Origin of the sequence: Xanthomonas sp. D-109 (genome assembly GCF_017746095.1) — a bacterium.
In the GTDB taxonomy this organism is placed as follows: Bacteria; Pseudomonadota; Gammaproteobacteria; order Xanthomonadales; family Xanthomonadaceae; genus Xanthomonas_A; species Xanthomonas_A sacchari.
Window position 1 is genome coordinate 51460 of record NZ_JAGHWV010000002.1, and the last position, 12304, is coordinate 63763.

At 72.2% G+C, this 12304-nt stretch carries 11 protein-coding genes; 3 read left to right on the plus strand and 8 right to left on the minus strand.

All coding sequences use genetic code 11. The features are described from left to right. Window positions 1-133: 133 nt before the first annotated feature. The 8 genes from J7357_RS03700 to J7357_RS03735 form a co-directional block, all read right to left on the minus strand. Window positions 134-1108 (minus strand): phosphatidate cytidylyltransferase, encoded by a 975-nt coding sequence (locus J7357_RS03700; RefSeq protein WP_209244930.1) that lies wholly within the window; start codon window positions 1106-1108, stop codon window positions 134-136. After that, complete coding sequence (locus tag J7357_RS03705) at window positions 1105-1737, minus strand: lysophospholipid acyltransferase family protein (RefSeq protein WP_209244931.1); 633 nt, start codon at window positions 1735-1737, stop codon at window positions 1105-1107. Before J7357_RS03705 ends, J7357_RS03700 begins: the two co-directional genes overlap by 4 nt. Next, window positions 1734-2387: a CDP-alcohol phosphatidyltransferase family protein gene (locus J7357_RS03710; protein WP_209244932.1), complete on the minus strand. Its 654-nt coding sequence runs from the start codon at window positions 2385-2387 to the stop codon at window positions 1734-1736. Before J7357_RS03710 ends, J7357_RS03705 begins: the two co-directional genes overlap by 4 nt. Then, on the minus strand, window positions 2387-3856 hold the full coding sequence (locus tag J7357_RS03715; protein WP_209244933.1) for a TIGR04222 domain-containing membrane protein: 1470 nt from the start codon (window positions 3854-3856) through the stop codon (window positions 2387-2389). Before J7357_RS03715 ends, J7357_RS03710 begins: the two co-directional genes overlap by 1 nt. Next, window positions 3853-4302 carry a hypothetical protein gene (locus J7357_RS03720; protein ID WP_209244934.1) on the minus strand — a complete coding sequence of 150 codons (450 nt, stop codon included), beginning with the start codon at window positions 4300-4302 and terminating at the stop codon, window positions 3853-3855. Before J7357_RS03720 ends, J7357_RS03715 begins: the two co-directional genes overlap by 4 nt. Next, on the minus strand, window positions 4299-5636 hold the full coding sequence (locus tag J7357_RS03725; RefSeq protein WP_209244935.1) for a phosphatase PAP2/dual specificity phosphatase family protein: 1338 nt from the start codon (window positions 5634-5636) through the stop codon (window positions 4299-4301). The genes J7357_RS03720 and J7357_RS03725 overlap by 4 nt, the downstream gene beginning before the upstream one ends. Continuing rightward, a complete protein-coding gene (locus tag J7357_RS03730) occupies window positions 5633-7387 on the minus strand; it encodes a bifunctional alpha/beta hydrolase/class I SAM-dependent methyltransferase (protein ID WP_209244936.1) in 1755 nt (584 codons plus the stop codon). Before J7357_RS03730 ends, J7357_RS03725 begins: the two co-directional genes overlap by 4 nt. A gap of 65 nt (window positions 7388-7452) precedes the next feature. After that, a complete protein-coding gene (locus tag J7357_RS03735; RefSeq protein WP_209244937.1) occupies window positions 7453-8067 on the minus strand; it encodes a CDP-alcohol phosphatidyltransferase family protein in 615 nt (204 codons plus the stop codon). Window positions 8068-8393: 326 nt separating this feature from the next. Between J7357_RS03735 and purH the strand changes: the two genes are divergently transcribed. From purH to purD, 3 genes are read left to right on the plus strand one after another with little or no spacing between them, the layout of a single operon-like run. Beyond that, the gene (gene purH, locus J7357_RS03740; protein WP_209244938.1) at window positions 8394-9977 is read left to right on the plus strand and encodes a bifunctional phosphoribosylaminoimidazolecarboxamide formyltransferase/IMP cyclohydrolase; all 1584 of its coding nucleotides are present in this window, start codon (window positions 8394-8396) and stop codon (window positions 9975-9977) included. A 16-nt stretch (window positions 9978-9993) separates the two neighbouring features. Next, a complete protein-coding gene (locus tag J7357_RS03745; protein WP_209244939.1) occupies window positions 9994-10845 on the plus strand; it encodes a hypothetical protein in 852 nt (283 codons plus the stop codon). Window positions 10846-10900: 55 nt separating this feature from the next. Beyond that, window positions 10901-12190: a phosphoribosylamine--glycine ligase gene (purD, locus tag J7357_RS03750; RefSeq protein ID WP_209244940.1), complete on the plus strand. Its 1290-nt coding sequence runs from the start codon at window positions 10901-10903 to the stop codon at window positions 12188-12190. Window positions 12191-12304: the final 114 nt, after the last annotated feature.

Here is a 12304-nt window from a genome sequence, read left to right on the forward strand (position 1 = left end):
TCCTCCTGCGCGATCGACCGCGTTGCGCGCTCGGTAAAGCATCGTGGCTGACGCCGCTCCTACGCAGGCGCAACACTCGCAGCGCGCGCCGCTCCAACCAATCCCCAATCCCGACATCCCCACTCCCCGCCCCTCACACCCATCCATAGCGGATCAGGTGGAAGAACACCGGCGCCGCAAAACACACCGAATCCAATCGGTCGAGCACGCCGCCGTGGCCTTCGATCATGTGGCCCCAGTCCTTGATGCCGCGGTCGCGCTTGATCGCCGACATCACCAGGCCGCCGAAGAAGCCCATCAGATTCGCCACCAGCGCCAGCGCGAACGCCTGCAGCGGCGAGAACGGGGTGATCCACCACAGTGCCGCACCGAGCAGGCTGGCCGAAAGGATGCCGCCGACGAAGCCTTCCACGGTCTTGGACGGCGACAGCTTGGGCGCGATCAGGTGCCGGCCCAGCAGCTTGCCCCACACGTACTGCAGCACGTCCGAGGACTGCACCACGATCACCAGGAACGCGAACAGCAGCAGGTTGCGGTCCTCGTAGCCGGGGATGCGCAGGTTCAGCAGCGCCGGCACGTGCGAGATGCAGAACACGCAGATCATCAGCCCCCACTGCACCTTGGCGGTACGCTCCAGATAGCGCGTGGTATCGCCGCCGATGGTCGCCAGGATCGGCAGCACCAGGAACGCATAGACCGGGATCAGCAGCGTGTACAGGCCGTACCAGTCGCTCCACACCAGCCAGTACTGCCAGGGCAGCACCACGTAGAACGCGACCAGCAGCGCGTAGTAGTCGCCGCGCCGGGTCGGGGTGAGGGTGATGAACTCGCGCAGCGCGAACAGCGACACCAGCGCGAACAGCACGATCACGCCCAGTCGGCCGAAGGCGAACGCCAGCGCCACCACCCCGGCCATCACCCACCACGCGCGGATCCGCGCCACCAGGTTGTCCAGCACTGCGTTGGGCCGTCCGCGTGCGCGCCAGCGCAGGGTCTCGGCGATCAGCGTGGCCACCACCAGCACCGTGGCGATGCCCAGGAACAGCCACACCGTCTGCTGCCGCAGCGAGGATTGCTGCAGGTGTTCGCTCAGCGCGATCGGATTCATCGGGCCGCCTCCACCTGCTCCGGCGCCAGGGCCAGCAGGGCCGCACGCGCGCGATCGAGGAAGGCCTGCTTGTCCTCGCCGGCACCCAGCCGCAGCGGTTCGCCGAAGGTGGTGGTGCACAGCAGCGGCAGCGGCAGCCACATGCCCTTGGGCATCACCCGCTTGAGGTTGTCGATCCACACCGGCACGAACTCCAGTTCCGGGCGCTGCCGCGCCAGGTGATAGAGCCCGCTCTTGAACGGCAGCAGGCCGTCCTCGGTGTTGCGCGTGCCTTCCGGAAACAGGATCAACGAGCCGCCGGCGTCGACCGCTTCGCACAGGCAGGCGATCGGATCGCGCTGGCGCTGCTGCGGATCGCGCTCGATCAGCACGCCGTTGAACACCGCGTGGATCAGGTAGCGGCGCAGCGCATCGCGCTGCCAGTAGTCGGCCGCCGCCACCGGCCGCACCTCGCGCCGCAGCGGCGCCGGCAGCGACGACCAGATCAGCACGAAATCGCCGTGGCTGGCGTGGTTGCCGTAGTACACGCGGCGTTCGCTGGACGGCATGCAGCCACGCCACAGCGCACGTGCGCCGGTGAGCAGGCGGATCGCGGCGCTGCAGCCGCGGGCGATCAGGCGTTCGATCATTTCCACTCCAGTTCGCGCACGATGGCGCGCACGCGGATCACGATGGTCAGGGCGGCGGCGGCAATCAGCAGCGCCAGCGCCACGGCAAGGATCGTGCGGGCCAGTACCACGTGTTGCAGCAGCAGCGCGACCGCCGCCAGCAAGGCGGCCAGCGACAACCAATGCATGCGTTGCGCGCGCGCCATCGGTCCCTGCAGCGGTTCGCGCACCGCGCAGGCCAGGCCGAGCATGCGCACATAGGCGGTGCCCACGCACAACAGGGCGGCGGCCCAGCCCAGTTCCGCACCGATGCCCAGCACCGGCTGCAGGCCATAGCCCACGCCCAGGCACACCGCCACGTCCGACAGCCGGTCCGGCGCCTCGTTGTACACCGCGCCGGCGCGGCCGATCATCTGCGCCTGCTGCGCCATCAAGCCATCCAGGCGGTTGCACAGCAGCCGCGCCTGCAACGCCAGCACCGCCAGCACCAGCAGCGCGGCGGCGTTGGCCGGCGGCTCGCGCCAGGCCAGGGCGAACATCAGCGCCGCCAGCACCGCGCACGCCAGGCCGCTCCAGGACACGCCGTTGGGCGTGGCCCCGCGCGCGCGCAACGCCAGCGCCAGCCGCGCACGCCATTGCGCGCGCCGCGCCTGCCAGGTCGAACCGGCCATCAGTCGCCGCCTCCACACCCGCCGCAGCCACCGCCGCCGCAACTGCTGCCGCCGTCGCTGCTGCCACCGTCGCCACCGCAGTTGCTGGTCGAACAGCTGCCGCCGCGGCCGTTGGCTGCGGGCGCACGCAGGGCGTGATAGTCGGCCCAGGGCGTGGTCATCAGCACGCTGGTCCCGGCCAGGGCCAGCGGCAGCGCCAGGTGCGAGCCGGGCGCCAGCGAGGGTACGGCGACGCCATCGCGCCAGGCCGCCTCGCGGTCGGCCAGCAAGGCATCGCCGGCGACGCTGCGCCGCGGCGGCGTGAGCAGGAAGCCGAGTGCAACGACGCTGACCACCACCATCGCCGCCACCAGGAAGCCGATCGGACGCTGCAACTGCAGGCCGATCCGCAACTTCATCACGCCCAGGGTCCACAGCGCCAGCAACGGCGCCGCGCCGAGCAGGCGGGCGCACAGCGCCTGCCCGTGGCCCAGCCACAGCCCCTTGGCGACCAGCGCCCGGCGCAGCGGCGCGGCGTCGCGCTGCAGCGCGGCCAGCGCCTGCTGCAGCTGCGGGTGCGCGCGCACGATCGCCTGCGCGCGCTGCAGCGCCGGCGGTACCGCGACCGTGGTGGACTGCAGCCGCGCCTGGCGGCGCACGTGCGGCTCCGCCTGCAGGCGTACCGCGCCGGCCGCCAGCAGCAGGGCCAGTTGCTGGTCGGCGACGCGCTCGCTGCCGCCGGCCAGATAGGCCAGTTCGGTGGCGTCGAGCGGCGTGTCGAGCGCGGCGCGGCGCAATCCGCGCACGGCCAGGCGCAGGCGCGCGCCCAGGCTCCAGGCCAGGCCGATGCTGGCCAGGAACAGCAGCAGGAACGGCGGTCCGGGCCAGTGCAGCGGCGACAGCGGGCCGTGGCGTTGCCAGAGCACCGCGAACAGCAGGGCAACGCCCAGCATCCAGCCCCACAGGGCGACGCCGGCACGCGCCGGCGCGCTGCGGCGCGTGCCGGCCTGGCGCGGTGCCGGCGCGGATGGCCGCGTGCCGGCCGGCGCCGGCCAGCATGCCGCCGGCGGCTCGCCGAAGTAGTGCCGGTACTGCGCCAGGGTGGCCGCGTACTGCGCCTGGAAGCGCGCGGCGTCGGCCGGGTCGCCGCGTCCGGGATGGTGGTGCAGGGTGCGGCGCAGCACCTGCGGACAGAACCGCTGCCAGTACTCGCGGGTGTCGGTGAGGTGCGCATGCCAGGCCTGGTCGACCAGCGGACTCGGCGTGATCTCCTCGCCGGCGACGCAGGCCAGGAAGCAGAAGCGCCGGTATTCCTCGACCAGGTGCGCGGCCAGCGCCAGCGACACGCCGGCCTCGTCGGCGACGCGGCGCTCGAACGCCGGCAACGCCGCGTCGCCCTCGCCGAAGCCATCGGCCTGCAGGCGCTGCCACAGCGCCGCGTGATCGGGATCGACGCTGGCCGGCAGCAGTGGCGCCGGCGTTCGCGTCATCGCAGCGCTCCCAAGCCCGCTGGCGCCGTGCACAGCGCCAGCAGCAGGGCCAGCCCCTGCAGGGCGAAACACAGCAGCTGCCGCCGCAGCAGGCGGCGCATGCCCTGCCAGCGCGCCAGCCAGTCGCGCGGCGGCGGCAGCGTGCGCAACAGGCCAAGCCGCTGCAGGGCCGCGTCCAGGTCGGCGCCAGCGCGTTGCAGGTCCGGTTCGGCCAGCACTGCCTCAAGCAACGCCACGTCCAGGCCGACCCGCGCCGCCCAGTAGCGCTGCAGCAGGCCGGCCAAGGCGGCGACGCCACAGCAGCACACGGCGAGGACGGCACCGGTGCCGGCATACCACGCCGCCAGCAGCACGCTGACCGCGAGCAGCAGCAGCGACAGCCGATCCAGCGGCGCACACTGGCGCAGCACCGCCGCCATCGTGCGCAGTTCCAGCGGCGTGCTCATGCCGGCACCTCCCGCGCCTGCAGCGGCGCCGGTGGCGCGGTGCAGGCGGCGGCGATGGCGGCACGCTGCGCCGGCCCCAGCACGATCCGCGGCGCGTGCGCTCGCAACAGCGCCAGCGCATCGTCCACGCTGGCGGCGCGGCCGCTGCGCAGCAGCCAGGTGGCCACTGCTGCCGCGCTGCGCGAATAGCCCAGCGCGCAGCAGGCCAGTACCTGGCCGTGCGTGCGCGCCGCTTCGATCGCGTCGGCGGCCATGCGCAAGGCCGCGGCCGGCGGCGCCACCAGGTCCAGCATCGGCACCACGCGGTCGTGCGCGTGCGCCTCGCGCAACGACAGTTCCGCACTGACATCGACCACGGCGGCGAAGCGTGCGCGCTCGCCACGGCCGGGGAGGCGCCCGAGCCAGACGCCGTCGACGATCGCGCGCGGCGCCGGATCGCGCCAGGTCCAGGCGCGCGAGTTGAGCCAGGCAGCGACCAGGTACGGCGCGTACAGCCAGCGCGCGGCCAGGCTCAGGCGGCCGTCGTCACGTTTCTGCAGGCCCAGCGGGCCGAGCAGCGCATAGCTCAGCGCGACCAGCAGCAGCGACATCGCCGGCCACAACAGCCACCAGCCGGCGCCACCGAGCGCGCGCGCGGCAGCCACGCAGGCCGCGCTGCCGAGCAGGTACAGCGCGGCCAGGCGCCAGCGCCGCGGATCGCGCGCGGGCGCCGCGGCCCGCCACGGCGCGGCAATGCGCTCCGGCCACAGCCACACGCACAACCATCCCGCGACCAGGCCGGTGGGCACGTCGAGGAAGTGGTGCTGGTAGGTGGTCAGCACCGACAGCCCGATCAGCGCGAACCAGCCGTGCAGGGCCCACCGCGCCAGCCCGTGCAGGTGTTGCGCGTAGCGCACCCACAGCACCACCAGCAGCACGATGTGCAGCGACGGCGCCTGGTTGAACGGCTTGTCGAAGCCGAGCAGCACTTCGAACAGCCAGCCGAACACGCCCTCGGTCGGCGGCCGCTCGAAGCTGAAGCGCAGCGGCCACAGCAGGAAGCAGCCCACCGCCAGCAGTTGCGCGGTGAGCAGGCGCCGCGCATGCGTGTCCAGTTCGGCGCGCGTGCGGCAGACGAAGAACGAGGCGGCGTAGAACAGGTCGATCGACCAGTACGGCACGATGGTCCACGGCCAGAACGGGATGTGGCTTTCCCAGGCGAACGGCAGCGACGGCACCTCGGCGCGGCGCGCGGCCAGGGTGTTGGCCAGGCCGTAGCTGAGGAAGAAGAACGGCCCCAGCAGCGCCAGCCAGGCCAGCGCACGCCGCCACGGCCGCGCGGCCACCGCGCTCATGGCGCGATCCGCTGCGCCAGCGACACGGTGAAGATGCCCCAGTCGTCGATGCGCTGCTCCAGCTTGCGGAAGCCGGCCGTGCGCACCAGTTCGTCCATCTCCTGCTGGGTGCGCCGGCGCATCACCCAGGCCGCGCCATCGCGGTGGCTGGTCAGCGCGCGGGCGATGAATTCCAGCTGCGGATGCCAGGGCTGGCCGGTGTAGACCAGGTAGCCGCCCGGCGCCACCGCCGCGGCCACGCCCTGCAGCGAGCGCAGCACCTGGTCGTTGTCCGGGAACAGCTCGTACAGGCCCGACACCACCGCCAGCGTCGGCCGCGGCTGCAGCGCGGCCAGCGCGTCGCGGTCGAAGGCGTCGCCCTGTTCGAAGCGGGCGATGTCGGTAGCGCCGAGCGTGGCGATCAGCGCGCGGCCCTGCGCTACGTTCAACGGGCTGAAATCGCGCAACAGGATCGCGTCGGCGCGCTGGCTACCGCCGGCCAGCGCTTCGAGCACGTAGCGGCCGTGGCCGGCGGCGATGTCCAGCGCGCGCACCGGCAGGCCCGCGGCGCGCAGCCGCTGCATCGCCAGGCCCAGCAGTTCGTGCAGATGCTGGCGGCGCACACGGATGCCGCGCCAGCCGATCGCATCCAGGTAGTTGCGGTCGATCATCCGCCCCAGCGGGCCGCGCCCGGCCGCCTGGTCGCGGTAGATGTAGTCCAGCGTGCTGCCGGAATCGAAGCCGGTCTGCAGACCCAGGGCGATGCCCTCGGACAGCCGCCCGCCCAGGCGCAGGCCGGCGCGCACGCCGCGCCAGCGCAGGTCCTGCAGGCTATGGCGCTGCGGCGGCCAGGCCAGGCGCTCGGCTTCCTCGAAGGTCGGCCCGCGGCGGTGCGCGTGGCGCAGGCTCGGCAGCGCCGGCACCTCGGCGAAGCGCTCGCGCACGAAACGACGGATCTGCGCCAGTGCCGGTGCGCGGTCGCGCTCGCCCAGGGTGTCGTGGAAGAAACCGGGCAGCAGGTGGCGCTCCTTCACCGGCGAGGACAGGCGCTCGTAGAAGCGGTCCTGCGGCCCGCGGTGCACCACGAAATCGCTGCCGGACACCAGCAACTGCACCGGCACGGTGATCGCCTGCGCGTCGCCGACCACGCGATCCGCCGCCGCGTACAGGCCCAGCAGCACGCGCACCGAGATCGGCCGGGTAATCAGCGGATCGGTGCGGTAGCTCGCGACCCGCGCCGGGTCGTGGGTCAGCCACTGCGGCTTGACGTAGCTGTTGACGAAGAAGTTGCCGCGCAACTTCTGCATCAAGGCCAGCCCGGGCCGTGCGAACGGCACGTACAGCTTGACCTTGAACGCCGGCGAGGCCAGCACCAGCGCGCGCAGCGGCGGCGCGTAGTCGTGCACCCAAGTGCTGGCGACCACCGCACCCACACTCTGTGCGATCACCACGATGTCCTGCACGGCGATGCCGTGGACCTCGCCGATGTGCGCGACGAAGCGGTCCAGGTCGCGCACCAGCGCCGGGAAGCCGGGGGCATCGCCGCGCGCGCCGGGCGAGCGGCCGTTGCCGCGCGCATCCCAGGCGAACACCGCGCAGTCGTCCAGGCCCAGTTCCTCGGCCAGGTGCATCACCCGCCCGGAATGTTCGTGGCCGCGATGCAGCAGCACGATGGCCCTGGGCGGTGCCGCTGGCGTCGTGGCCGGCCAATGCCGGTAGAACAACCGTGTGCCGTCGAAACTGACGAATTCGCTTTCGTTGACCTGCCGCATCCGTTGCCGATGTCCTGTCTGCCGTGAATCCACTGTGTCCCGCGGCCGCATCGGCCGCGCCCCGCTTACGCGCGCGCAGCCGCCTCGCGCAATCCCGCCGCGACCCGGCGCAGCACGGTCACCGCGCACAACAGCGCCACCGCCATGGCGATGGCCGTGACCGTCGCCGCGCCGATCCAGGCGCCGGCCAGCAGCACGCCGATCAGCCCGACGACGAAGGCACGGTCGCTCTTGCCCATCGGCCCATCGTAGCGGCGGCTGGCACCGACCATCAGCCCGAGCACGCCGGCATATTCGGTCAACGCCGCGGTCAGCGCCATCAGCCACAGCCAGCCCGCACCGACGCCGGGCACGCCGAGCAGGCTCAGATACAGCGCCGCATCGGCGACCACGTCGCACAGTTCGTTGAGGTAGGCGCCCAGCCGCGACTGCTGGCCGAACTCGCGCGCCAGCATGCCGTCCACCGCGTTCAAGGCCATCCGCAGCAGCATCCACAGCGGCAGCAGCGCGTACCACAGCGGCTGCGCCGCGCCTTGCGCATAGACCACCGCAGCGACCAGCAGCGACACCAGCGCCGCGGCCGCCGTCACCTGGTTGGCGGTGACGCCGCGCCGGTACAGCACCCGCACGCCGGGCCGCAGCAGGTCCTGGAAACGTCCTTTGAGGGCATAGATCGACACGCGCGTGGTCCTGACGGCGAGAGCGGGGCGGCGACAGCCTAATGCATCGCAGCGGCGGCGCGCGCGATGGCGCGCAACCCACCATGCCCAATGCAGGCGGCGCACGCAGCGGCACAGGCAACCGTGTGCGTCGTCGACGCGCGGCGGATTGCCGTGCAGCGTCTGCGGCGCCGAAGCGCTGCTGTGCACGGGCGCTCGCCCTCGGCGCGATCGCCCCGACCGGGGCGCATCGGCACGATCCGCGCGCCCGGCACGCGCGCCGGCCGGGCGTCGCCGGGCCCCAGCGCCTACAATGGCGGCCCGTTCCGCTGCCCCCGCCCTGCCCCATGTCCTCCGATCTCCTGCCCGTGCGCCGGGCGTTGCTGTCCGTTTCCGACAAGACCGGCCTGATCGACCTGGCCCGCGCGCTGGCCGCGCGCAACGTCGAACTGCTGTCCACCGGCGGCACCGCCAAGGCGCTGCGCGAGGCCGGGCTGGCGGTGAAGGACGTGTCCGAACTGACCGGCTTCCCGGAAATGATGGACGGCCGGGTCAAGACCCTGCACCCGCTGGTGCACGGCGGCCTGCTCGGCCGCGCCGGCACCGACGATGCGGTGATGGCCGAACACGGCATCGCCGCGATCGACCTGCTGGTGCTCAACCTGTATCCGTTCGAGGCGGTCACCGCCAAGGCCGACTGCACGCTCGCCGACGCGGTGGAGAACATCGACATCGGCGGCCCGGCGATGCTGCGCTCGGCGGCCAAGAACTTCGCCCGCGTGGCGGTGGCCACCGACCCGGCGCAGTACGCCGAGCTGCTGGCCGAGCTGGAGGCCAACGACGGCCGGCTGTCGGCGGCCAAGCGCTTCGCCCTGGCGGTGGCCGCGTTCAACCGCGTCGCCCAGTACGACGCGGCGATCAGCAACTACCTGTCCGCGGTCACCGCCAGCGACGCCGCCGTGCCCACGCGCAGTCCGTTCCCGGCGCAGATGAACTCCAGCTTCGTCAAGGTGATGGAACTGCGCTACGGCGAGAACCCGCACCAGCAGGCCGCGTTCTACCGCGACCTTTCCCCCACGCCCGGCACCCTGGCCACCTTCACCCAGCTGCAGGGCAAGGAGCTGTCCTACAACAACATCGCCGACAGCGATGCGGCCTGGGAATGCGTGCGCCAGTTCGACGCGCCGGCCTGCGTCATCGTCAAGCACGCCAACCCGTGCGGCGTGGCGGTCGGCGCCGGCTGCGGCGACGCCTACGAACTGGCCTACGCCACCGACCCGACCAGCGCCTTCGGCGGCATCATCGCCTTCAACCGGCGGCTGGATGCGGCCACCGCGCAGGCGATCCTGGACCGCCAGTTCGTCGAGGTGCTGATCGCCCCCGACTACGACGACGCAGCGCTGGAGTACGCGAAGAAGAAGGCCAACGTGCGCGTGCTGCGCATCCCCGCCGGCGACGGCGCCTACGGCATCGACAGCAAGCGCGTCGGCTCCGGCATCCTGCTGCAGACCAGCGACGCCCACGTGGTGCCGCGCGACGCGTTGAAGGTGGTGACCCGGCTGACGCCGACCGAGGCGCAGTTCGACGACCTGCTGTTCGCGTGGAAGGTGGCCAAGTACGTCAAGTCCAACGCCATCGTCTACGCCAAGGACCACCGCACCATCGGCGTCGGCGCCGGGCAGATGAGCCGGGTGTACTCGGCGCGCATCGCCGGGATCAAGGCCACCGACGCCGGCCTGGCCGTGGAAGGCTCGGTGATGGCCTCCGATGCGTTCTTCCCGTTCCGCGACGGCATCGACGCCGCCGCCGCGGCCGGCATCAAGGCGGTGATCCAGCCGGGCGGTTCGATGCGCGACGCCGAGGTCATCGCCGCGGCCGACGAGCACGGCATCGCCATGGTGTTCACCGGCGTGCGCCACTTCCGCCACTGAGGCCGGAGCGATGCGCATGTCCGCTGTCGCGCCCGGTCCGCTCGCCGTGCTGGCCCTGGCCGGCGTGCTCGTGCTCGGCGGCTGCAAGCCGGCCGCGACGCCCGCACCCAGCGCGGCACCTGCGTCCGCCAGCGCCCCAGCGCCAGCCCACGTCAGCCGCACCGCGCGGCTGCAGGCGTTCCTGCAGCAGCGCTACGGCAGCGCCGCCATGCTCGCCGGGCACTGGCCTGGGCAGTGGGCCCAGGATGGCGCGCGCCATGCGGTGGACTGGCAGGTCTGCGCCGAACAGCCGGTGGTGATCGGCGACGGCTGGCAACAGTTGCTGGCGGTGTGCGGCACGCTGCGCGATGCCGGCCATCCGGAGCCGGGCACCATCGACTTCTACGTGCTGCGCCCCGAAGGCCAGGGCTTCGCCGTCGCCACCGAGCGCACCGGCGACACCTATGGCAGCAACGGCCAGCCGGGCGAGGTCGGCATCGTCCGCGCCGGCAGCGATTTCTACGGGTTCCGCGTCGAGGACGGCTGGTTCGGCCAGGGCTATGCGCTGCAATCGCAAACGCTGATCCTGCCCGGCCCCAAGGGCCTGGTCGATGCCGGCAGCGTGCGCAGCCACATCGACAACGGCGCCGCCGCCGACTGCGACGCCGCAGATGCGGCAGCGGACTGCAAGGCCGGCCAGTTCGACCTCGACTTCGCCCTGCGCTTCGACGACCGCGACCACGCCGCCCGCGTCTGGCCGCTGCTGATCGAGGAAACCGGCGTGGATTGTGGCCAGCGTCAGGTCCAGCGCGAACACCGCTTCGTGCTGGACACCAAGACCTGGACCTACCATTTCCCCGAAGCGCTGCAACGCGAAGGCTGCGCATGAGGCACGCGCGCCCGGTGCAGCCGTTCCCCTTTCCCCTGCAATCTGGAATTCCACGATGAAACTGCTCGTCATCGGCTCCGGCGGCCGCGAACACGCCCTGGCCTGGAAGCTGGCCCAGTCCCCCCGTGTCGACGAAGTGCTGGTGGCGCCCGGCAATGCCGGCACCGCTAGCGAAGCCAAGTGCCGCAACGTGGCGGTCAAGGTGAACGACCTCGACGGCCTGCTCGCGCTGGCCCAGGACGAAGGCGTGGCGCTGACCGTGGTCGGGCCGGAAGTGCCGCTGGTGCTGGGCGTGGTCGACCGCTTCCGCGCCGCAGGGCTGCGCATCTTCGGCCCCAGCGCCGCCGCCGCGCAGTTGGAAGGCAGCAAGGCCTACGCCAAGGACTTCCTGCAGCGCCACGGCATTCCCACCGCGTTCTACGCCGTGCATACCGAGGTCGAGGCCGCATTAGCCTATGTCCGCGACAAGGGCGCGCCGATCGTGATCAAGGCCGACGGCCTGGCCGCCGGCAAGGGCGTGATCGTGGCGATGTCGCTGGACGAGGCCGAGGCCGCGGTGCGCGACATGCTCTCCGGCAACGCCTTCGGCGACGCCGGTGCGCGCGTGGTGATCGAGGAATTCCTCGAGGGCGAGGAAGCCAGCTTCATCTCCATGGTCGACGGCCACACCGCGCTGCCGATGGCCACCAGCCAGGACCACAAGCGCGTCGGCGACGGCGACACCGGCCCCAACACCGGTGGCATGGGCGCGTATTCGCCGGCGCCGGTGGTGACGCCCGAGGTGCACGCGCGGGTGATGCGCGAAGTGGTGGAACCGACCGTGCGCGGCATGCGCGACGACGGCGTGCCGTTCACCGGCTTCCTCTACGCCGGGCTGATGATCGACGCCAGCGGCGCGCCCAAGGTGATCGAGTTCAACGTGCGTTTCGGCGATCCGGAAACGCAGCCGGTGATGTTGCGCCTGCAGTCGGACCTGCTCGACCTGCTCGAGGCCGCGCTCGACGAACGCCTGCACGCGACCGAAGCGCAGTGGGATCCGCGCCCGTCGCTGGGCGTGGTGCTGGCGGCGGCGCCGTATCCGGAGACCCCGGTCACCGGCGAGCCGATCACCGGCCTGGACGCGGTGCCGGCCAACGCCAAGGTATTCCATGCCGGCACCACGCTGGACGCGCAGGGCCGCGTGCTCAGCGCCGGCGGCCGCGTGCTGTGCGTGGCGGCGTTGGGCGACAGCGTGGCGCAGGCGCAGCGCCATGCCTACGCCGGCGTGGAGCAGATCCACTGGGCCAGCGAATTCCACCGCCACGACATCGGCTGGCGCGCGATCGCGCGCGAGCAGGGGGCGTAGCGCGTCGCCATGTGTAGGAGCGGCTTCAGCCGCGACGAGCGAAGCCCAAAGCACAGCTGACAACTTCGCGCGTCGGGACTGAAGTCCCTCCCACAAGGATGCCCAGCCCGCTCC